This is a genomic window from Cupriavidus sp. PB-02 (genome assembly GCF_058252315.1).
In genome coordinates, this window is record NZ_JBXPSX010000003.1 from 522,544 (window position 1) to 543,733 (window position 21,190).

Here is a 21,190-nt window from a genome sequence, read left to right on the forward strand (position 1 = left end):
TTGATCGTATTACGTAGTAATATTTATCATCAATTTTCCGTCTTCTTGCCCCATGCCCGCTGCCGACCTGGATCTGACCGACGCCGCGCTACAGGCCGACCTGGCCGAACTGCGCGGACGCTTCCCTGAGACCCGCGCGCTCTACCGCGAAGTCTGCGGCCTGCTGTTCTTCCGCTACGGCGTCACGCCCACCGCCAACAAGCTCTACAGCCTGGTGCGCAAGGGCAGCATGGGCACGCCCGCCGAGGTGCTGCAGGCGTTCTGGCAGGAACTGCGCGGGCGCACGCGCGTGACCATCGACCATCCCGACTTGCCGGAGGCGTTGAAGGACATTGCGGCCGGGGCGGTCCAGACCATCTGGCAGGCGGCCAACGAGGCCGCTACCGGCGAGCTGGCCACGCTGCGCGCCGAGGCCCGCCATGCGGCCAGCGTCGCCGAGGCCGAACGCGACGCCGCGCGGACCGAGACTGCGGCCGCGCGGGAGGAGGTGGCCGCCCTCTCGGCGCAGCTGGCCGAGGCGCGCGAGGCGCACGCCGCCGTGCAGGCGGAGCTGGCCGCCGAGCGCCAGGCCCACGCGGCGACCCAGGCCCGGCTGGAGGCGGGGCGGGCAGAACTGGACGCCGCCGGACGGCAGCTGGCAGAGCTGCGCACCCAATTCTCGACCGAGCTCGAGCGCGCCCGCGAGCAGGTGACCCTCGCCCAGGAACGGGCCGAGGCCACCGAGCGCCGCGCCTTGCGCGAGCTGGACGCCGAGCGTACCGCGCGCCAGCAGAGCGAGCGCACGGCCGAAGCGTTGCGCGGCGAACTGGTGGCGGCGCGCAGCGAGGCCCGCGACGTGGCCGTGGCGCAGGCCGAGGTCCGGGCCCGGCTCGAAGCCCAGGCCGCAACGCTCGCCGATCGGCTCGCCAGCGCCGAGCAGGCGCAGCGCAAAGCGGCGCACGACCTGGACGCGGTGCAGGCGGAGTTGGGCGCGGCGCAGCGCCGGGCCGAACGCGCCGAGGCCGAAGCGGCGCTGGCGCGCCAGCTGCTGGCAGAATTGCGGATGGGGCCGCCCGAGCGGCGGGGGGAGAGTGGTGGCGGGCGGCGGCGCAAGGCCGGCGCCCCGGCGCCGACCGGGCAGGCGGCGCCAGGCGCAAAACAGGACCAACAGCTGGACGAACAGCAAGACGACAAGCAGGGCGCGCCAGCCACCGCCTTGAACCCGGCAGACGGCAGCGACAGCAGTGACGACAGCAATGACAGCAAAAACTGAGCGGGCGGCGGCGATCCGCTGGATCCAGAATGAGATGGTCGACTACGGGCTGACCATGGAGGAGCTGGAAGCGGCGGGGTGCTTCGATCCGCCACCGCCCCCGCCGCCACCCGCACCAGCGCCAGCGCTAGTGGTCTGCTACCGCAACGCCGCGGGGCAGAGTTGGGACGGGCAGGGCGAGATGCCCGACTGGCTGCGGCGGGCGGTCAATGCGGGGCAGAGCGTGGAGTTTTACCGGGTTGGATAGGCCCGCAGATAAATTCGGCCCTCTGCCCAACCGCAATGCGACGAGGGCTAACCGACACAACCAACGAGACCCATCCATGAAAGTACGCGTTTTCACCCTGTTGTGGCTCGCTGCCATTGCTAGCGGCGGCATGCTGCCACCCACGCAGGCGCATGCCGGAGTGTTCGACGATGACCAGGCGCGCAGAACCGTCATCAACCTGCGTCGACCAGTTCAACAGTTTCCAGGCGACTGCGACCCAGCGCATTGAGCAGAACAGCCGCACCACGCTCGACATGCAGAACCAGCTCGAAGGCCTACGCCAGGAACTGGCGCGGCTACGCGGCCAGAACGAAGTGCTGCAGAACACGGTGGGAACGCTGCAGAAGCAGCAGAAGGACTACTACGCCGACCTGGATGCGCGCCTGAAGAAGCTCGAGCCGCAGCAGGCTTCGGTCGAAGACCGCCAGGGCACGTCGCAGCCGGGCGAGAAGCCCGAATACGACGCCGCGCTCAAGCATTTCCAGGCGGGCGATTTCAAAAGCGCGGGGAATTCGTTCTCGTCTTTTATCAAGAAGTATCCACAGAGCTCGTACCTGCCGCTGGCGCAGTACTGGCTCGGCAACTCGCTATACGCGCAGCGCGACTATAAGGGGTCCACCTGGACTCTGCAGAAAATGATCAATGCCAACCCGACGCATCCCAAGGTGCCGGACGCAATGATTGCGGTTGCCAATAATCAGCTCGAGTCAGGCCAGAAGGCTGCCGCGCGCAAAACGCTGGAACAGGTGGTGGCCAAGTATCCCAGTACCGAAGGCGCGCGTGCGGCGAGCAACCGGTTGAAGACGCTGAAGTGAGTGGGGCGGCTTCCAGCCGGCCGCACCAGGCCTACCACCAAGATACGCCCTTATGCACTGCAGAGCATAGGGGCGTATCTTGGTCAGGGGCGTTCACTGCAGGCTTGGAGGCGCCGGTGTTGTCAGCGGTCACTGTTCCATCCCGGCCAACTCCTCATAACGGTACTGAAGGCAAACTTGGCGAAGGCGGAAGACGGGTTGACAATGCTCCGAGAGGCGCTGGCGGATGAGCAGGCTCATCGAGCGAATGCCGTGCAAGCCACCGCGGTGGCAGCAGAAGTTCGCGCGGCGCAAGAGTCGTTGGAGATTACTCGACGTCAAGCCGGAAAACATGAGGTGGAAAGCGCCGTGGGCGTAAGAGCTGACGCCAAGGCCAGCAGCTGCCGCTTGCCACCGAATTCATAATTCAAGAGGGTTAAATTCGATGTCCCGAGACTTGTATTTCGTTACTCGTCGTGATGTACAAAGAGTCGCAAAGCTGCTACGGAACATGACCGACCGCGAGGTTCGCCTTACACGCGCGCAAGACGCAATATCAAGAGCTATCGGGTTCAAACACTGGTCGCATTTCAACACCGTGTCGACAAGGAGAGAAGCCGACGAAGCGTTTCAGCCGATTTTTTATCCTGAGCCCGAGGACGATGAACTGGACGATGCGGCGGAGCGTTTGTCCGAATACCTGCAAGAGCAGGTTGATTCGGAGTCGTTCAGTGTGGAGTGGGCTCGCGAATTCTTGAAGAAGGCTTGGAGCAGGGGGGAAGCTGGCGTCAAGCAGGAGGCGAAGGCTCATGTTCCAACGGATGAGGCGCCATTCGCCGATGCTGTGAGTCCGACAAAGGAAGCCGATCTCGTCCCCAATCCGCAGCGAGTTGATGTCCTTGTCACGCCTGAGGCGCCGCAGGGATTTACGCAGGCAGGAGGTCCAGGCCGTAACGTGAAGCCCGGCGTTCATCGCGTCAACGGTCAAGCGAATGACGGCGACGGAAGTGTTGGCAAAGTTGATGCCGATGCCGTAGGTCCCCGGCGCCCGGTGGGCAGCGGGGACTTCTGGTCACTGACCCGGGATAGCGGCCCGGCGGCGACGGTGTCATACCGGCGTAGGCGGCGGCTCCCTGTGGCACGGGAAGTGCCGACTGTGGTGGCGGCACCGGAAGTGTTGACTGAAGCCGTTGCACCGGAAGTGCCAGCGGAGGTCGCGGCACTGGAAGTTCCAACTCAACCCGCGGCACTGGAAGCGCCGACTGAAACCGTGTCCCCGGGCGGGCCGACAGAGCCCGCGGCACCGGCAGCGCCGATTGAAGTCAGAGGACCGGACTTGCCTCGAGAAGTCGCGGCACCAGAAGTTCGCCGACAGAAGCAGCGGCATCGGAAATCGCCGACTGAAGCGACAGCACAGGAAGTGCCTACCCAAGCCTCAGCACCGGAAGTACTGACAGAAGCCGCGGGACCGGAAGTCCGCCGACAGAAGCAGCGGCGTCGGAAATCGCCGACTGAAGCGACGGCACTGGAAGTGCCTACCCAAGCCGCCGCACCGGAGGTACCGACAGAAGCCGCGACGCCGGAACTTCGCCGGCAGAAGCCGCAGCGTCGGAAGTCGCCAACTGTCGCCGCAGCACCGGAAGTGCCGACGCAAGCCGCGGCGCCGGAAGTACAGATTGAAGTAGCGGAAGCGCACAAGGAGCTAGTGGCGCCGAAAGCGCGCAAGCAGGCCGTGGCACCGGAAAGGCGCATGAGGGCTGTGACACCCAAAGCGCTCAAGACAGCCGTAGCACCCGAAATGCCTACGGAAAAGCCACGCGCTCTCAGGGCGGCAACTCCTCGAGAATTGCTCGCTGAACTGGCAACTGTCAACGCACAACTTGAGAAGTTGCGAGCGGAATTGCCAAGTGTGGTCGAGAAGATTCAGCGGTTGATGCGGGAGTACGACCTAAGCATCGACGACATTGCGGTCAAGCCTCGCCGTGGCCGCTCTGTCGGTACGGGCGTGCAACAATCTAAAGCTGCATTGCCGGCGAGATACCGCGACCCAAAGACCGGCAAGACGTGGTCTGGCCGCGGCAGAGCTCCGGCTTGGCTCGGGAAAAAGCCGGGGCGATATTTGATTGCAGCAGGGTAATGACGTGAAATAGCCCCCCGCGGCAGAATAGATGTCGCCCCGATAGAATTTGAACCCTGGGGGCGAAAAGAGATAGAAGTGGCTCGTTACGGAAAAGAATTCAAGGACCGGGCGGTAGTACGGTTGTTACCGCCGGAGAGTGCGGCGGTGGAAGTGGTTTCAAGGGAATTGGGTGTGGCAGTGGCCACGCTTGAGCGCTGGCGTGCGGACGCTATGTCCATGCCCGCTCGCGAGCGGGCATGGACGGCGGCGGCCAGGTTTGAGGCGGTGCTGGCGACGGCTGCGATGGACGAGGCCAGCAAGAACGCCTGGTGCCGTGAGAACGGTGTGTATCCGCAGGAGTTGGAGCAGTGGCGCACTGCCGCCACGCAGGCGCTGGCTGAGCCCGAGGATGCGCGCGCCACCCCTCGTGAGACAAAGGCCGATCGGCGCCGTATCAAGGAACTCGAGCGCGAGCTGCGCCGCAAGGAGAAGGCCCTGGCCGAAGCCGCCGCCCTGTTGATACTCTCAAAAAAGCTCGAGGGGATCTTCCCGAAGGACAAGGACGAGGACGCATGATCGGCCTGGAAGATCGCCACACGATGGTCCGCCATATCGAAACCGCTCACGCAGCCGGGGCGCGCCTGCGCCTGGCCTGCGAGGTAGCTGGCATAACGGTGCGCACGTTGCAACGCTGGAAGGCCCACGATGGCTTGGTGGTCGGCGACCGCCGCCCCGGGGCTGAGCGGCCTACGCCCGCGCATGCGCTGAGCATCGAGGAGCGCGAACGCATTCTGGCCGTTGCCAACGAGCCGCGCTTCGCCGACATGCCGCCGGCGCGCATCGTGCCCATGCTGGCCGATGAGGGTGTCTACCTGGCCAGCGAATCGAGCTTTGGTCGGGTGCTGCGCGCCCATGGGCAGACCCGGCATCGAGGACGCGCCAAGGCACCGCGCCAAAGCCGTCCGCCTACCACGCACGTGGCCACGGGGCCGCGCCAACTGTGGTGCTGGGACATGACCTATTTGCCGGCCCAGGTCGCCGGGCGCTGGTTTTACTTGTACCTGATCCTGGACGTCTACAGCCGCAAGATCGTGGGCTTCGAGGTCCACGATCGCGACGACGCCGACCACGCGGCGCATCTGGTCAAACGCACAGCGCTGGCCGAGGGCATTCACGCCATGGCGGCCAAGCCGGTGCTGCACGGTGACAACGGCGCCACGCTTAAGGCCACCACGGTGCTGGCGATGTTGCACTGGCTGGGCGTCAAGCCCTCGTATTCGCGTCCCCGCGTGAGCGACGATAACGCGTTTGTGGAAAGCCTCTTCCGCACAGCCAAGTACCGGCCGGAGTTCCCGTCTACAGGCTTTGCCGATCTGGCCACGGCACGTACGTGGGCGGCCCACTTCGTCCACTGGTACAACCATGAGCACCGCCACAGCGGCATCCGCTACGTGAGCCCGGCACAGCGCCACGCCGGACAAGATGACACGATTCTGGCCGCGCGCCATGAGCTGTACGCCCAGGCCCGTGAGCGCAACCCGCGTCGTTGGTCACGCCACACGCGAGACTGGTCGCCAATCGACACGGTCACGCTCAATCCGGAGCGCGAGATTGCCGTGCCCACCGGTATCAAGCCAGGCGCCGAAAACCAGCGTTTGGCTGCATGAATGAGGCGACATCTACCTTGACGCGCGCCGGGGCCGATGCTACATCGCTATTTATGCATTTTGTGTGGCAAAATATGCAAGTTAGCTATGCGTTTTTGCCTATTTGGAGGCGCCTTGAATCAGTTCAACTGGGACAACTTGCGGGTATTTCTCGGCGTGGCGCGGGCGCAATCCGCGTTGGAGGCGGCACATGCGCTCGACATGAATCAGTCCACCATTTCACGTCGGCTGGCGCGACTCGAAGAGGACATTGGATCGAAACTGTTTGACCGGAGCTCGCAAGGCCATCGTCTCACGAGCGCGGGTCACCGCCTGCTGGAGCATGTCGAGAAGCTGGAGAGCACGCTCGCGACCGTCGAATCCGAAGTCTTTGGCGATACCCGGGCGCTGAGCGGCGAGATACGGTTGGGCGCCACGGAGGGGTTCGGCAGCTACTTTCTCGCGCCGCATCTGGCGCACTTCTGCACACGCCATCCTGGGATCACTGTCGACTTGCTGCCGATGCCGAGGAACGTCAATTTGTCCAAGCGCGAAGCCGATGCTTCCGTTACCGTCGATCGGCCTACCACTGACACCTTTGTCACCAGCAAGCTTGCACAGTACCGCCTGCTTCCGTATGCGACTCACGACTATTTACGCCGCCACCCGCCGATCGGTGGTCTGGCAGACCTTCCCGGTCACCGATGGATCGACTACGTGGACGATCTGGTCTTCGCAAAACAGCAGTTCAGTCTGCACAAGTGGCTGCCCGCGGCAAAGCCATTCATGCGTAGCACTAGCGTTATCGCTCAACTCCAGGCCGTCCGCTCCGGGCTCGGTATGGCCGTCTTGCCGTGTTTCCTAGGGTCCGTTACCGAAGGTCTCGTTCCCATCCTTCCCGCCGAAATTGACATCACTAGAACCTTTTGGCTCGTCGCACCGCAGGAACGAAGAGAGCTCGCCCGAATCAAGGCGTTATGGGACTACCTCCGACGAGTTGCCGACGCAAACGCCGATTTCCTCATGGGCAAGTCTGCAAGCATTGAATGGCTGCCCCATTAAGCGCTCAGGCCCGGCTTTTGAAATGGGTTCTAAAGTGGATATCCGGATCTCCAGCATGTGAGAGAATCGCGTCCGATGATTCCACAAGCATTGAGCTTTAGGGCACGTCCTATGACCTTAAATGCTCAAGGTGGAAACGTACCCGCCCTTGTATCGCCCGTCCTGCTCATCGACGCCTTCCCTGTTTTGCTTTGGCCCGGGCTCCCGGCGGCCTTCCTATCCCCCCGGTGTCAGCATAGTTGTCGTGTTACCTGATTTCGATTGACCCAGTCTGGGGGCGGTAGAGTCAGAGTGAATGAGAGCCTATTCAGCAGAGAGAAAGGAAGCGCTGTTGCGCCGCATGATGCCGCCCGAGAATGCGTTGGTGTCGGCGCTGGCAAAGCAGACGGGGATCACTGAGCAAACGCTGTATGCTTGGCGTCGACAGATGAAAGCGCAAGGAGTCCCGGTGCCGGGAGATGGAAAGAACCCCGAGGCCTGGTCCTCGGCAGACAAGTTTGCGGTGGTGCTGGAAACCGCGCCGCTCAATGAAGCGGAATTGGCGGAGTATTGCCGCCGCAAGGGTCTTTACGCGGAGCAGATCGCTGCCTGGCGAGAGGCCTGTCGATCGGCCAATGCCAACGCCGGTGAACAGGCGCGAGAACAACGGCTTCAGTCCAAGGGTGACAAGAAGCGCATCCAGCAGCTTGAGAAGGAATTACAGCGAAAGGAGAAGGCGCTGGCGGAAGCGGCCGCGTTGCTGATTCTGAGAAAAAAAGCCCAGGCGATTTGGGGAGGTGTGTCACGAACGCAGGCGTGAGTCTGCGATGCTGTACTGAAGATGGGAGTAGGCCTCCCGAAATCGGCTTGCAGGAGCAGGTTTCAAACCGCCCAGTGCTGCTGCGCCCAAAAGGTGTGGTGGTGAGCGACTGTGGAAAAGGCATCGTCAAGGTGTCAGGTACGTGTTGAGAAGATGAGCGCAAGCAAACCGTCCGATGACGCATCGTCAAATCGATAAGGCGCTGTCAAAACCGAGGCTGCTCCCCAGCTTCGGGACCAGTCGGGGCGACACCTGTCTATGGACCCGACGGCAGCCGGTGTATAGGCGGCATGATCTCAATACAGGCTTCAGTACGGAACGTGAGAACCTTGCTTCGGATGTTAAGGGAAATGAACAAGTGGCAGACACCATGAGGAAGAATACCGAGGCCGGAGCAAGGGGCGGAGCTGCCCGTAGTAGTGTTGAAACCTTTGTAATGAGGGTGGAGCGAAGGGGCAGCGTTATCCCGTTGACGAAGGTCATCAACCCACACTGTGGGGATGAGTGACATGACATCAACAAAACCTTATCGCATTGCGAAGCGCACAGTGTGGGAGGCGTACCAGCTGGTGAAGGCCAACCGCGGCGCTGCCGGCGTGGATGATGAAACCATCGCCATGTTCGAGCAGAACCTCTCGGGAAATCTGTACAAGCTGTGGAACCGGATGTCATCGGGATCGTACTTCCCGCCGCCGGTGAAGCAGGTTGAAATTCCGAAGGCCAAGGGCGGCACGAGAAAGCTGGGCGTGCCTACTGTGTCGGATCGGACCGCGCAGACCGTCGTAAAGCTCATGATCGAGCCGATACTCGATCCGGTATTCCATGAAGATTCCTATGGCTACCGGCCCGGCAAGTCGGCGAAACAGGCGATTGCCGTGACGCGCAAGCGTTGCTGGCAGAATGACTGGGTTGTTGAGTTTGATATCAAGGCGGCGTTCGATCAAATCGATCATGCTTTGTTGCTCAAGGCAGTGCGACGCCACATCAAGGAAGACTGGATCCTGTTGTACATCGAGCGGTGGCTGACTGCGCCGTTCGAGACCGAAGATGGGGCCCTGCCTCGGACTCGGGGGACACCCCAGGGCGGGGTGGTCAGTCCGATCTTGATGAATCTGTTCATGCATTATGCGTTCGATAGCTGGATGAGGCGGACCCATTCACAATGCCCCTGGGCGCGCTATGCCGATGATGCGGTGGTTCACTGCCGTAGCCAGGCGCAGGCCGAAGAAGTGATGCGGGACATTGCATCACGGTTGGAGGATTGTGGACTGACTGTGTTCAGCCGCAAGATCGTCGGTCACGAGGTGCATCGGGCGGAATCGGCGGAGTTGGCGGCGTTGCTCATGCGGCGAGCCAGTTTGGCCGAAGGTCTGGCTGGACGTCCCCTGGTTCTGCACTCGGATAACGGCGGGTGCCAATGAAGGGCGCGACGATGCTGGCCACCCTGGAAAACCTGGGGGTGGTCGCTTCGTTCAGCCGGCCGCGCGTGAGCAATGACAACCCCTACGCCGAGTCGCTGTTCCGGACCTGCAAATATCGGCCGGACTACCCGCGCCAGGCGTTCGACAGCGTGGACGAGGCGCGCGCATGGACGCAGCGATTCGTGCGCTGGTACAACCACGAGCACAAGCATAGTGGGCTGAAATTCGTGACACCGGCGCAGCGCCACGGTGGCATAGCCGCAGCGGTGCTGGCGCGCCGTGAAGCAGTCTATGCTGAGGCTAAGGCCAGAACGCCCGAGCGGTGGTCCGGGCCGACACGGAACTGGAGTTTGGCGGACGAAGTCTGGCTCAATCCGGAACGGATTGAGCCAGCAGAACTAAAGCAGGTTGCGTGAGGTGACGCGACATGTACGTTGACAAACGCCGTATCGGCGGTGAAACGGACTCGGAAACTGCGCTCCGGACCACAAATTCGGTATTGGCCGACGAAGCGGCATCCAGGCTCTGCCTGCGGAGGTCCGGTGGGCGCCTATGAGCAGTCATCCAAGGCGGGGTCGGTGAGCGACTCTTCATCGGCCGACGCAGTCATCAGGTGCGGAGTTCTTGAACGGCCCAAAGTGGCCGGCTACTGCCGTTGCGTTCCGCCGAACTCGCAAACAAGGGGCGCTGCGCGCGTGGTCAGGATGCTAGTGACGCCGGCGTTGGCCGGGTGCGGCGATAAGGTTCGATTACGGGGTGCTTCCAACAAGCTCTACAGCCTGGTGCGCAAGGGCAGCATGGGCACGCCGGCCGAGGTGCTGCAGGCGTTCTGGCAGGAGCTGCGCGGACGCACGCGCGTCACCATCGAGCATCCGGACCTGCCGGAAGCGCTCAAGCAGGTGGCCGCCGAGGCGGTGCGGCGGACGATCTGGCAGGCCGCCAACGAAGCGGCCACCAGCGAGCTGGCCACGCTGCGCGCTGAGGCCCGTCACGCGGCCAGTGCCGCCGACGCCGAGCGCGACGCCGCGCAGGCCGAGACCGCGGCAGCGAGGGACGAGGTGGCGGCGCTCTCGGCCCAACTCGCCGAGGCAGGGAAAGTATTAGAGGAAAGCTAGGCAGACTTGGCCGCCGAGCGTCAGACCCACGCCGCGACGCAGGCGCGGCTCGAGGCGGGGCGGGCCGAGCTGGACGCCGCCGGCCGGCAACTGCCGGAGCTGCGTACCCAATTCTCGACGGAGCTGGAGCGCGCCCGCGAGCAGGTGGCCATCGCACAAGAGCGCGCCGAGGCCAGCGAGCGACGCGCGTTGCGCGAACTGGACGCGGAGCGCACCGCGTGCCAGAAGAGCGAGCGCGCCGCCGAAGAGTTGCGATCGGAACTGGCGGCGGCGCGCAGCGAGTCCCGGGATGTGGCCGTGGCCCAGGCCGAAGCCCGCGCCCGGCTCGAAGCCCAGGCCGCGGCGCTCACTGATCGGCTCGCGGTCGCCGGAGAGGCGCAGCGCAGGTCGGCCAGCGACCTGGACACGGCGCAGGCGGAGCTGGCCGCGGCGCAGCGCCGGGCCGAGCGCGCCGAAGCCGAAGCGGCGCTGGCGCGCCAGCTGCTGGCAGAATTGCGGGTGGCGCCGCCCGAGCGGGAGGGTGGTGGTGGGCGGCGGCGCAAGGCCGGGGGCCCGGCGCCGACCGAGAAGCAAGCACAGAGCGAAGAGCAGGGCAAAGATCAGGGCAAAGATCAGGCTGCGCCGACGCCCTCCCTCAACCCGATTGATGGCAACGAAGGCAAGTGAAAATGAGCGGGCGGACGCGATCCGCTGGATCCAGGCGCAGATGGCCGACTACGGACTGACCATGGAAGAACTGGAGGCGGCGGGGTGCTTTGATCCGCCGCCACCCCCGCCCCCTCCGCCGCCGGTCTGCTACCGCAACGCCCAGGGAATGAGCTGGGACGGGCAGGGCGAGATGCCCGATTGGCTGCGGCGGGCGGTCAATGCGGGGCAGAGTGTGGAATTTTTCCGGGTCGGCTAGTGAGGGTTGGTCGCAATTCGTGAAAAATCCGCCACATCTCCGCTAACCAACTGATTTTGATAGAAAATCAGCCGTTCGTGATGCGCGGGAACGGGCGCGGTGAGCGCGAAGCCAGGCCTGCGAAGCAATCGTTGCCGCCAACAGCGAGAGCTCGAGCAGTGGCAGCGCCGGCGCTAGAAAGGCATCATCTCATCGAAAGCGGACGCAGGCGGTGCGAGCTTGAAGGTCTTGAGCCAGCCCTTCAGATTCTTAATGTCTTCGAACGCCGCAAGGTCATGCTCAAGGGCTCGAATGTTGAGCCGGAGATCTTTGATATCAGCGGCAAGGTTGCGCAGGACGGTGTCGGGCGATAGAGCCTCGAAAGGCTCGATTCCATAGCTATACCGAAACGCGGTTTCGACATGCAGGATCTCCTGATCCAGTTCGCAAATTTGCTCCTTCAGGATCTTGTTGTAGTGTTTCAGCCGATCTTCACTGATGTGGTTGATCGAATGCTGGTCGATGTGTTCCAACTCCAGTTGTAGCTCCAACAACTGCAGCAGGTTGTTCTTGTTGTAGGCCTCATTGACGCGCTGCATCAGTTTGGTCTTCCGGTCGCGCTCCTGCGGATCGGCCTCGCGATCAGGATGCAGGGCGCTGGCCAGCTTGCGATAGACCTCGCGGATGGAGAGGCTAATCTGAGCCTGCTCTTCCTGGGCGCGCGCCTCTGCCGCAAGCTGTCTGGGCGATTTTTTCCGCTTGGCGCGACGCGCTTCCCGCGCGACGGCTTCTGTGGCCTCTTCCGCTTGCCTTTGCTGGATGTGTGCCTGGGCGTGCTGGAGCAACTCCTCTGGTGAGCTTATGTCCAGGTCGTCGCCCAATTCGACACCAAGCACGGCCTCAAGCATGGATTTCATGCCGTCGATTTCAGCAGCGGTTTCACTGTCGTAGTCGGTCGCGCTGTACTTGTTGTAAATGGCTTTCAAGCCGTCGTCTTCACCTGCCAGCGGGCCCGCCAAATCAGTGATCACTGCAGCGAGCTTGCGACGTTCTGCTTTGGTCAGTTCCTTTTGCTCGTAGGCCCGGTCAAGGCGATGCACCATCCGGATCTGCAGATCGGTCAAGGTTTGTTCAAGGGGCAGGAGGTCGTTGACGTACCGCTGCTGGAAGGAGGGCGTGACGGTTTCCCAAGCACGCAGGCGCATGCGCCGCTTCTCGATCTGCTTGATCAGCGAGTTGAACGTTTTCTGCCCTTTCGACAGGATGGGTCGGTTGTGGTCGGGCGCGATGCTGACAGACTGGTGGTTGTTCCTGGCCATGTGGGGGATTTGCGCGCAAAAGCGGTGGAAAGCGAAGGCTGTGCGCATTCTAGCCGATGAGTGGTGGATGGAAACCATGTGGCGCAGGCTCATATTTCGTGCCCTATATCGATAACCGCTCTTATCGATATGGCGCTGCCCTTGGCCCCTTTGGCGGCGAGCAGCTTCGCTGTGGCGTGGCAAATGCCGGAACTGGCTCCGGTCAAGAGCGCGAAAAGTAGGTAAGCTTCATTAAGGGGTGGCGCCGCTTACGTCACTAGCAGTGCATGCGAGGAGTGGTCATGACATTCAAGGCTCAGTGGTACCGAGACAAGTTCGCGAAAAAACGCAACAAGGGCTTCCGCGGCTACCCGGTGGCAACGGTTGCCTTCTACGGGCCCGACGACACGAGAGCGACGAAAGTCTCCGTTGGCATCATCGCGCACGAAGGTGATGACGCCGACCCCCTTGAGCGGTGGTTCTGCGAAACCACTGATGTGAGAACGGATCCAGCAGTTACCGAAGCAATCATTCGATTCATTGACCAGCATGGTGCCAAATCGGTGGTGGCCGTCGATCGCATCATCGGGTGCCCGCATGAGGAAGGCGTTGACTATCCGGAAGGCGAAAAATGCCCGCGGTGTTCGTTCTGGGCCAACCGTGATCGATGGAGCGGCGAGATCATCAAGTGAGGCGTCAAAGCCAGCCCTTGCGTCTCGCCGAGGCCTTCCATGTCTGATTCCGACAGTAGAAGTGGAACGCGCGACGAGATACGGACAGGCCTACGTCATTCTTTGAATCCAATTCAGCATGTACATCACCAATGCAGGACACCTTCTGGATGAGAGGCGCCGCCCTTGGTCCTCAGCGGGGCTCGGGCAAGCCCGTGGCGGAGTCTCATGCGACGTGATCGGCCACGCCACTGACTTCGACGACACCCGCGTGATGGCTGCGACGCACTTCACGTGCAAGAAAGGCGCAGTGGGGCCGGCCATCGACCACGAGGACACAATCTTCTGGTCATGCTCGCGGAGTGGGGTGCTGGGGAGAAGCTTCCACTGGCAAGGCCCATTATGGAAGCTCACCGAGCGTGGTGAGCTTCATAGTTGATGCACGGGCGGCACAGCCATGGGCTTTTCCTGCCGAAGGTTTCTCATTGCTCGGGACGATACCCTCTGGCGGCTGTCGAGCACCAAGTTCGACCGGATGCTGCGAGATCCGGCAAGTCACTGTGTGCCCGTTTTTGCGGGACAACGATTACGAATGGCCGACGTGGTCGTTGAATGCGTGGCCAGAGACCCGGTGGGCGTCGTTCGAATAACGTTTTCCATTCTCAGTTTCGATGCCGAAGGCCGCATCGACCCAGGCAGATTTGAAAAGCAGCAATTTGCCCTTGTAGAGTCGGTCGTTGCACCAGTCTTTGACGTATTCGATGAAAACAGCGACGAAACAGTCGTCGACGCGACCTCTCGATTCATTGCGCAAGGCGGCCAAAGGGGTCCGTCAGGCGCCTTGGCGCGCACCATAGAAGAGGCCGCCCTTGGGGAACGGCAGTGCCGCCGCCTGTAGATGGCGTTGCTCAAGGTGCTATACGCCATCCAGTTTCGATTCGCGGGTGTCGGAGGCCCCTTCGTGAAATCTGAAACCGGACACCCGCGGTCGGCTGTTTTCGGGGAAGCTGACTGGCCGCTTTGGCCGAGATCCGGCAACGCCGACTTCCGCTTGCGACCCGATGCCGCCGTTAGGTCCGACGTTGCCCCAATGGCCGTTGTCACGTAATAGGCGTCGGCCCAGGCCATCGCTCGAGCCGAGGATCAACGGTCGGTTTGTCCCACTCGTGTAGACTGCGCCGTTGTCCCGACAGATCGACTATCTCGACCCGGCTCTTCCTCCTGGGTCCGGGGCGTGTCAATGCCCGCGTTCGACGCGACCCCAACAACGCTTGATGGTTTTGACCAGCTTGTAGCAGACTCGAGCGAGTACTCGATCTCGCCGCGAGCGGAAGAGCAAATAAGAAGGAATGCGTTTCTGGAACACCCCCTGACTGAAGCGGAAATCGAACGGCTGGTTGATTGCCTGATCGGCGACGCCGCTCCGGACCAGGCAATCGATGGCTCGACGAATTCCCGATCCAGCGAATTCGACATCGCGACAAGTGCGCTCGCCGTCAATGGCTGGTGTGTCATGTCGAATTTTTTGCCACAGACTCAGACGCAGGCCTTATCGACCGAATGTATGGAGATGCACGACGCGCAGCTGCTGACACCAGCCCGTGTAGGAGAGCGCGCCAAAACGGGGGCTGACGGCCGGACCGCTACTGAGAGGCCAATGAGGCACCTACAATGCGCGCATGGCTTCCGATCCTGGGCCGGCGATCTCCGTCCTTCAACTTCGAATTGCTCTGCGCGGCCTGAGCCCGCCGGTTTGGCGACGCGTCCTCGTTCCCGAGCACTTGACGCTCGGGCGATTGCACCATGTCATCCAGGTCGTCATGGGCTGGGCCGACGAACATCTGCACACGTTCAGTATTCGTGGCAGGCGTTACGGCGAAGCTCATGAGGGCGTCTTGCAGTTCTGCACAGTCGCCAGCGAACTGCCGCTGACCGCGTTTCATCTCCGAGAACACGAAGGCTTCGTCTATGTGTATGACTTCAACGCGTGGTGGCGCCACGAGATACGCATGGAGCGGCGTATGCTGCGGCAACGGCCTGGCCAGTTGCCCCGTTGCGTGCCGGGTTGCGGGCCATGCCCGTCCGAGGACATTGGCGGAATCGAGAGGTATCTGGAGGCCAGGGACGAACACAGTGAGTATGAATTCCTCGATTGGATCGAGTCGCTGCGCGAAGGGCCAATCGTGCTGGAAGACCTGCGCGACGAGGTCGATAGGTGGCTGATTTGGTTGGATCGTCGCTTTGATCGTCGGATCGTCAATGATCGGTTGCGAGAGCTCGAGGGGTAGACTGGTCGCCGCAGCTTCCAAGGGAGGAGGGCGGCCATGCGTGTCAGCTTACAACTCGTAGTGCAGGACGATGGAGGCGTGCCAGCCACCGTCACCGAGATAGCCCAGTTCGAGAGAGATGGCCTTGATGTGGGCTCGCTGGGGCTGCATCTGGAGGAGGCGAAATCATTGCTGGGCCGGCTGCAGCGCACGATGGTCACGGCACAGGTTGCCGAGGCAGTTGCCCGGACCAGCGTTTGTCCCACGTGCGGGGCGCAGCTGGCTTGCAAGGGCCACCATCACTTGGTTTTCCGTAGCGCGTTCGGACGGCTGTCGATTGACAGTCCGAGGCTGTACCCCTGCCGGCAGTGCCAGGGCGACGCACCTAGCTTCAGTCCGGTCGCTAACTGCTTGCCTGAGCGGGTCAGTCCAGAACTGCAGTATCTCGAGGTGAAGTTTGCAGCGTTGATGTCGTATGGTCTGACCGTCAACGTCCTGCAGGAATTATTGCCGCTCGATCATGTACTGGCAGCCAGCTCGATCCGGCGCCAGGTCACCACGCTCGGTCGCCGGCTGGAAGCGGAGCAGGCCACTGACGCCCGGCAGCAGACGGAGGTGGCCGCGAGCGTCGGTTCGTCCGAGGTCCCGGAGCCCAGTCCGGTCCGCGCGGTCGGCATTGACGGCGGCTACCTTCGCTGGGCCGGCCACCGGCGCCGCCAGGATGGCTGGTTTGAAGTGATCGTCGGAAAGTCCCTGCGGGATCAGGATGGCGGGCATAGTTTTGCCTACGTGCACAAGCTGGAGCGTCGACCGGCCGATCGTATGTGGAACTTCCTGCTACGAGAAGGTGTGCAACCAAGTCAGCCGGTCACCTTCCTGTCGGACGGCGGGGATACCGTACGGTTTGCCCAACTCGGCTTTGGTGACCGCGGTGAGTACGTTCTCGATTGGTTCCACATCGCCATGCGGGTACAGAACCTCGAACAGATGATCAAGGGCCGGCCGGCCCACGGCGGCCCCAGCAACGCGGAATTGATCAAGGCGCTGCATAGCTCCAAGTGGCACCTGTGGCACGGCTGCCCCTATCCGGCGTTGCGCCGACTGGAAAGCCTGGGCTGGGATCTGGACGCTGAGGCCAGCCCCGAGGAGGCCAAACTCCTTGGCAAGCTCGAGGAGTTCATTGTCTACTTGGACAACAACCGGTACTTCATCGTGAACTACGGTGACCGCTATCGGCATGGCGAGCCCATTGCCTCAGGTTTTGTCGAGTCAGCCGTCAACCAGGTGGTCAGCAAGCGGTTCGTCAAACGGCAGCAGATGGCTTGGCGGCCTCGGTACGCGCACAACCTACTGCAAATCCGGACCGCGGTGCTCAATAACCAGCTACGTTCTTACGTTGAACGCTGGTATCCCTCCATCGCCGGAGAAGAAGACCACCGCCTTGCCGCTTAGTCAGCCCCCGGTTTGGCGCGGTCTCCTATGGGCTGACCATGGAGGAACTGGAGGCGGCGGGGTGCTTTGAACCGCCGCCGCAGCCCCCGCCGCCGGCCGCGGTCTGCTACCGCAACGCCCAGGGAATGCGCTGGGACGGGCAGGGCGAGATGCCCGATTGGCTGCGGCGGGCGGTCAATGCGGGGCAGAGCGTGGAGTTTTTCCGGATCGGATAGCTTCGACCGCGGATTAGCTTGGGGCGGTCGTCTTCTATAAGCCGGAATTTCTGCTGACCGCCTTTGGATTTTTCCGAGGATGCGATATCTCGTCTGTGTTCGCGGGCGGTTTTCGCCGTTCTCGCGTGCAACTGCATCGGAATGTCGCGGCAAAAAGCGCTCATTACGAGACTTCGCAATGCACTATTTTTATCATCAAACGATGCTATCATTAGTGCATACTTACGGAGATTCCCATGCGTACGACTATTGCGCTTGATGACGACTTGATCGCCAAGGCTCAAGCCTATACGGGCCTGGAGGAGAAAACGGCACTCGTGCGCGAAGCGCTAAAGGCCTTGATCCAGCGTGAAGCCGCGAAACGACTCGCGAATCTTGGCGGTAGCCAACCGGGCATCAAGGGGGCGCCGCGTCGCCGGCAGGACATCGAATGATTCTTGTCGACACGTCGGTCTGGATTGACCACATCAACGCTTCTGATCCTATGCTGATTAGCCTGCTTGCCGAGGAGTGCGTGCTGGCTCATCCATATGTGATAGGCGAGATTTCGCTCGGTAGTCTGCGTGACCGTGACGTCGTGCTTGGCGCGTTGCTCGATCTGCCGCGCGCGCCAGTTGCAACGCCGGAGGAGACGTTTTATTTGATCGAGCGCGAAGGTTTGTTCAATCGTGGAATAGGATATGTCGACACGTCACTGTTGGCGTCCGCGCGCCTACAACCAGGCATCACCATCTGGACGCGCGACAAGCGATTGAAGAAAGTTGCCGATGAACTCAATCTCGGCGCGGTGCTCGCGCACTAGATAACGGAAAAAGGTGGCTGACGTGCTTCAACCCTCAGGCCAAATCCGCGAAGAAGTGAGCCTGCTGGGCGCCATCACAACGGGTGCCGCCAGCGCTGCATCTATTTGAGCCACCCGAAGACAGTCGCGGCCCTGGAAGGCTACATCGAATTACAGTGGGCGAATGACAAGGGCGCTGCGATGGACCGTCGCATGTATCGCGGTCTGATGCCCCAGACGTGCCTCCATCATGACGCACAAAGGCGGCCCTTACGAGCTGAGCGTCAAACGCGCGCCCGAGAAGAGGCGGTCAATGTGACGATACCTGGAGGTGGGGTCGGCTACGTTGCGCGTAAACCCTAATACTCTGGCCGATAACCGGCCTTGACCTAAGTTAGCTCACTCCATACGCATACACATGCGTATGTGTATGGGTAGGGCAAGAGCGGCATGAAGGTCTACGAAGGTAGGCTTGCAGTCATTGCGGAAGAATCGGAATGGCCAGTGGACGCTCCCGCTGACAAGTCTCTAGACAGGTACTTCGCGCCACTGGCCGCAGTGATGAACGCATCGCTGAATAGGCGTCCCTCCGGCAATCCATCCTCGCGCGTAGAGAGCGCGCCAAATCGGGGGCAAACGATGGGACTACTGCTGAGAGGCCAATGAGGCACCTAAAATGCGCGCATGGCTTCCGATCCTGGGCCGAGGCAGTTGCCCGGACCAGCGTTTGTCCCACGTGCGGGGCGCAGCTGGCTTGCAAGGGCCACCATCACTTGGTCTTCCGGAGCGCGTTCGGGCGACTGTCGATTGACAGTCCCAGGCTGTATCCCTGTCGGCAATGCCAGGGCAACGCCCCCACCTTCAGTCCGGTCGCCAACTGCTTGCCTGAGCGGGTCAGTCCCGAACTCCAGTATCTCGAGGTCAAGTTTGCAGCGTTGATGTCGTATGGTCTGACCGTCAACGTCCTGCAAGAGGTATTGCCGCTCGATCATGTGCTGGCAGCCAGCTCAATCCGGCGCCAGGTCACCACGCTCGGTCGCCGGCTGGAAGCGGAACAGGCCACCGACGCCCGGCAGCAGGCGGAGGTGGCCGCGAGCGTCGGTTCGTCCGAGATCCCGGAGCCCAGTCCGATCCGCGCGGTCGGCATTGACGGCGGCTACCTTCGGCTAGCGGGCCACCGGCGCCGCCAGAATGGCTGGTTTGAAGTGATCGTCGGGAAGTCCCTGTGAGACCGCGCCAAACCGGGGGCTGACTAAGCGGCAAGGCGATGGTTTTCTTCTCCGGCATCGATACGCGCGACTTGTCCGGTCTGGCCTTCCTTGGCGGCGGCCGGGCGGCCATGCCCGAGGCCATTGCCGACATGGGCGGCCGCGGCACCCGCACGAACTTCTACAAATCCGGACTGCCGTGCTCAATGACCAGTTCCGATCTCACGTTGAACGATGGTATCCCTCCATCGCCCGGGAGAAGGGCCACCGCCTTGTTGCTTAGTCTGCCCCCGCTTTAGCGCGGTCTCCAACGTGGAATCCCTTGTAAGAACGTTTTCTTTCCAGCATTTCAGACCCCGTGGTGCATAGCGGAAGAAATTCGCCTGGCTGTCCGTGCCGGGCCGCTCATCGTTCGCAAACGGGCGGGGCGTGCCAAGTATAAATTTGTGCAATGCAAAAAATTCGTCAAAGCGCACCTATACTGGAACTTGAACTTGCTGGGGGAAAAAATGTAACCACCTAATAGGAGGTGGAATCATGCTTAAGAAACTCGTACTGTCCGCTGTCTTGGGTACCGCACTTGGCGCCGCGGGGGCGTATGCCGGACCGGTGGGGCCACGTGACCCCTATACCGATGGAGGGAAAGCTACAAAGTTTGACGTCTACACCGATGGCGCTGCGGTCACGGACAGGCGAAATGTATTTTCCGATGGGGCGCGAATCACCAACCGCGACGGGTACACCGACGGTGCGTAACTAGATGGCTATCCGGGAACTTTTGTAAAGGCTGTTCCCGGAACAGCGGTTGAAAAAATGACGTAAGTATGACCACCCTAGCTCGCCACTTCACTTTGGTCCGCGCTATAAGGCCCTTGATTGTGGCATTGACGCACATGCAATGCCTCTCTGGCTTTGGACGCTTGCACCTTCTCGTTCGCCCCAAGGATCGTCGCTAAACAGCAGGTCGTAGTCTTGTGGAAACAATATTCGAAGCGGGGCAGGGGTACTGAAAGGCGAACACCGGCTCCAAGCTGGTATCCCAGGTCTTGCGAAACACTCCAGATCGCTACGCTCATCGAAGGAACTATGCCTGTTTATTTCCTCGCAGAGGTAGCGGCACTTGCCCCCCGTAAGTCCACACTGCCGCGTCGGGCGACTGAACATGGGCACGCGGTCCTCTCGTAGAAGGAAAAGAGACTGTGTGACTATATCGTCGACGTCAGTTCTTGCAACGTGGAAAGTCAACCGTCCGTTGTCAGCGTGGAGCCAACCTTCAAACGTGCGCGTAGTAGTCAAGTGGAAGGGCCGCTCATGGCCGGCCGGGAAGGGGCCGTCGGGGACGAGCGGTTCGGGCGTTGGGCGAGGAAGCATCGGACCGCCATCGGACCGCATAAGCCGGCCGGCGATCGGGAGGTTCCCAGCGGGAAGCGTTCCAGGTGACGCGCCAGATTCAGCCCCGACGAAGTTGGGGTGGCGTACGCTCAAGATCGCCGCTTCATTGGCTGCTTCAGGCTATTGCAGATGAGGTGAACTACTGCGCTTCCCGTAAATCCATCGATGTCAGCAATCAGCACCTCGTTCAGAGTCTCTCTGCCGTTCCAGGGCTGCTTCGCAGAGAACGTGCGACGTCGTAGCCCTCCATATCGGGCAAGTAATATCAGCAGAATCCGCGAAGGAGTGCATTCCAAGGCGACCAACGCGGCCTGACATAGCGCTGCCACATCCTGCGCTGAGATGCGCCGGGCGCACCGAAGCGTGCACATGGGTAGCTGCCTGTTTCGTCCAAAACTGCGCACGGACCATGAACCGTGTAGTGTTATCAAGGACGTGGAATGCCGCAAGCAGCGTAGCCGTCATTCCCTTTGGTGCTAGCTGCCCGGTGGGTAGATTGGCTCCGTTCGCGGACGATTGCGCATTTTGGTGAGCACCTGCTTCCCGT

General features: G+C 61.8%; 14 protein-coding genes and 6 pseudogenes. 19 read left to right on the forward strand and 1 reads right to left on the reverse strand.

Going from position 1 to position 21,190, the window contains the following annotated elements:
* Positions 1–52 precede the first annotated feature (52 nt).
* The 10 genes and pseudogenes from AC10V3_RS36810 to AC10V3_RS36855 all read left to right on the forward strand — a co-directional run bounded on the left by AC10V3_RS36810 (position 53) and on the right by AC10V3_RS36855 (position 11,380).
* Entirely contained in the window at positions 53–1,252 is a 1,200-nt protein-coding gene (locus AC10V3_RS36810) for a DNA-binding protein (protein ID WP_490924619.1), read from the forward strand.
* Positions 1,236–1,499 carry an H-NS histone family protein gene (locus AC10V3_RS36815; protein WP_490924620.1) on the forward strand — a complete coding sequence of 88 codons (264 nt, stop codon included), beginning with the start codon at positions 1,236–1,238 and terminating at the stop codon, positions 1,497–1,499. Before AC10V3_RS36810 ends, AC10V3_RS36815 begins: the two co-directional genes overlap by 17 nt.
* 76 nt (positions 1,500–1,575) lie before the next feature.
* Positions 1,576–2,335 (forward strand): annotated as a pseudogene (ybgF, locus tag AC10V3_RS36820) (tol-pal system protein YbgF).
* Positions 2,336–2,825: 490 nt separating this feature from the next.
* Positions 2,826–4,451, forward strand: coding sequence for an H-NS histone family protein (locus AC10V3_RS36825; protein WP_490924621.1), 1,626 nt, complete (start codon positions 2,826–2,828; stop codon positions 4,449–4,451).
* A gap of 78 nt (positions 4,452–4,529) precedes the next feature.
* A protein-coding gene (locus tag AC10V3_RS36830) for an IS3 family transposase (protein WP_490924622.1) occupies positions 4,530–6,100 on the forward strand; the annotation gives its coding sequence in 2 pieces (ribosomal slippage) (positions 4,530–4,959 and positions 4,959–6,100; 1,572 coding nt in all).
* A 114-nt stretch (positions 6,101–6,214) separates the two neighbouring features.
* Positions 6,215–7,141 carry a LysR family transcriptional regulator gene (locus tag AC10V3_RS36835; RefSeq protein ID WP_490924623.1) on the forward strand — a complete coding sequence of 309 codons (927 nt, stop codon included), beginning with the start codon at positions 6,215–6,217 and terminating at the stop codon, positions 7,139–7,141.
* Between the two features lie 295 nt (positions 7,142–7,436).
* Positions 7,437–7,918 (forward strand): annotated as a pseudogene (locus AC10V3_RS36840) (transposase); the annotation flags it as partial.
* A gap of 531 nt (positions 7,919–8,449) precedes the next feature.
* Positions 8,450–9,777, forward strand: a pseudogene (gene ltrA / locus AC10V3_RS36845) (group II intron reverse transcriptase/maturase).
* Positions 9,778–10,122: 345 nt separating this feature from the next.
* Positions 10,123–11,142: pseudogene (locus AC10V3_RS36850) on the forward strand (DNA-binding protein); the annotation flags it as partial.
* Positions 11,123–11,380: an H-NS family nucleoid-associated regulatory protein gene (locus AC10V3_RS36855; protein WP_349608902.1), complete on the forward strand. Its 258-nt coding sequence runs from the start codon at positions 11,123–11,125 to the stop codon at positions 11,378–11,380. The pseudogene AC10V3_RS36850 and the gene AC10V3_RS36855, both read left to right, overlap by 20 nt.
* Before the next feature lie 173 nt (positions 11,381–11,553).
* Here the strand turns inward: AC10V3_RS36855 and AC10V3_RS36860 are convergent, their stop codons facing one another.
* On the reverse strand, positions 11,554–12,678 hold the full coding sequence (locus tag AC10V3_RS36860) for a molecular chaperone DnaJ (RefSeq protein WP_454753775.1): 1,125 nt from the start codon (positions 12,676–12,678) through the stop codon (positions 11,554–11,556).
* 281 nt (positions 12,679–12,959) lie between these two features.
* Here AC10V3_RS36860 and AC10V3_RS36865 point away from each other — a divergent pair, with 281 nt between their 5' ends.
* The 9 genes and pseudogenes from AC10V3_RS36865 (at position 12,960) to AC10V3_RS36905 (ending at position 19,550) form a co-directional block, all read left to right on the forward strand.
* Positions 12,960–13,349: a hypothetical protein gene (locus AC10V3_RS36865; RefSeq protein ID WP_349608090.1), complete on the forward strand. Its 390-nt coding sequence runs from the start codon at positions 12,960–12,962 to the stop codon at positions 13,347–13,349.
* Between the two features lie 571 nt (positions 13,350–13,920).
* Positions 13,921–14,226 carry a hypothetical protein gene (locus tag AC10V3_RS36870; RefSeq protein ID WP_349608092.1) on the forward strand — a complete coding sequence of 102 codons (306 nt, stop codon included), beginning with the start codon at positions 13,921–13,923 and terminating at the stop codon, positions 14,224–14,226.
* Between the two features lie 781 nt (positions 14,227–15,007).
* Positions 15,008–15,616: a plasmid pRiA4b ORF-3 family protein gene (locus AC10V3_RS36875; protein ID WP_349608094.1), complete on the forward strand. Its 609-nt coding sequence runs from the start codon at positions 15,008–15,010 to the stop codon at positions 15,614–15,616.
* Between the two features lie 36 nt (positions 15,617–15,652).
* On the forward strand, positions 15,653–17,047 hold the full coding sequence (locus AC10V3_RS36880; RefSeq protein WP_374063813.1) for an ISKra4 family transposase: 1,395 nt from the start codon (positions 15,653–15,655) through the stop codon (positions 17,045–17,047).
* Between the two features lie 26 nt (positions 17,048–17,073).
* Positions 17,074–17,262 (forward strand): annotated as a pseudogene (locus tag AC10V3_RS36885) (H-NS family nucleoid-associated regulatory protein); the annotation flags it as partial.
* Between the two features lie 236 nt (positions 17,263–17,498).
* Positions 17,499–17,696 (forward strand): type II toxin-antitoxin system VapB family antitoxin, encoded by a 198-nt coding sequence (locus tag AC10V3_RS36890; RefSeq protein ID WP_022540311.1) that lies wholly within the window; start codon positions 17,499–17,501, stop codon positions 17,694–17,696.
* Positions 17,693–18,064 (forward strand): type II toxin-antitoxin system VapC family toxin, encoded by a 372-nt coding sequence (locus tag AC10V3_RS36895; RefSeq protein WP_022540310.1) that lies wholly within the window; start codon positions 17,693–17,695, stop codon positions 18,062–18,064. Before AC10V3_RS36890 ends, AC10V3_RS36895 begins: the two co-directional genes overlap by 4 nt.
* Positions 18,065–18,744: 680 nt before the next feature.
* Positions 18,745–19,269, forward strand: a pseudogene (locus AC10V3_RS36900) (ISKra4-like element ISBte1 family transposase); the annotation flags it as partial.
* 41 nt (positions 19,270–19,310) lie between these two features.
* Positions 19,311–19,550, forward strand: coding sequence for a hypothetical protein (locus tag AC10V3_RS36905; protein WP_022540308.1), 240 nt, complete (start codon positions 19,311–19,313; stop codon positions 19,548–19,550).
* Positions 19,551–21,190: the final 1,640 nt, after the last annotated feature.

Bases quoted from the DNA above. Each gene is read 5' to 3' on its own strand.
- AC10V3_RS36810 (WP_490924619.1), top strand. From the start codon at position 53: ATGCCCGCTGCCGACCTGGATCTGACCGACGCCGCGCTACAGGCCGAC.
- AC10V3_RS36815 (WP_490924620.1), top strand. From the start codon at position 1,236: ATGACAGCAAAAACTGAGCGGGCGGCGGCGATCCGCTGGATCCAGAAT.
- AC10V3_RS36825 (WP_490924621.1), top strand. From the start codon at position 2,826: ATGACCGACCGCGAGGTTCGCCTTACACGCGCGCAAGACGCAATATCA.
- AC10V3_RS36855 (WP_349608902.1), top strand. From the start codon at position 11,123: ATGGCAACGAAGGCAAGTGAAAATGAGCGGGCGGACGCGATCCGCTGG.
- AC10V3_RS36860 (WP_454753775.1), bottom strand. From the start codon at position 12,678: ATGGCCAGGAACAACCACCAGTCTGTCAGCATCGCGCCCGACCACAAC.
- AC10V3_RS36865 (WP_349608090.1), top strand. From the start codon at position 12,960: ATGACATTCAAGGCTCAGTGGTACCGAGACAAGTTCGCGAAAAAACGC.
- AC10V3_RS36870 (WP_349608092.1), top strand. From the start codon at position 13,921: ATGGCCGACGTGGTCGTTGAATGCGTGGCCAGAGACCCGGTGGGCGTC.
- AC10V3_RS36875 (WP_349608094.1), top strand. From the start codon at position 15,008: ATGGCTTCCGATCCTGGGCCGGCGATCTCCGTCCTTCAACTTCGAATT.
- AC10V3_RS36880 (WP_374063813.1), top strand. From the start codon at position 15,653: ATGCGTGTCAGCTTACAACTCGTAGTGCAGGACGATGGAGGCGTGCCA.
- AC10V3_RS36890 (WP_022540311.1), top strand. From the start codon at position 17,499: ATGCGTACGACTATTGCGCTTGATGACGACTTGATCGCCAAGGCTCAA.
- AC10V3_RS36895 (WP_022540310.1), top strand. From the start codon at position 17,693: ATGATTCTTGTCGACACGTCGGTCTGGATTGACCACATCAACGCTTCT.
- AC10V3_RS36905 (WP_022540308.1), top strand. From the start codon at position 19,311: ATGGTTTTCTTCTCCGGCATCGATACGCGCGACTTGTCCGGTCTGGCC.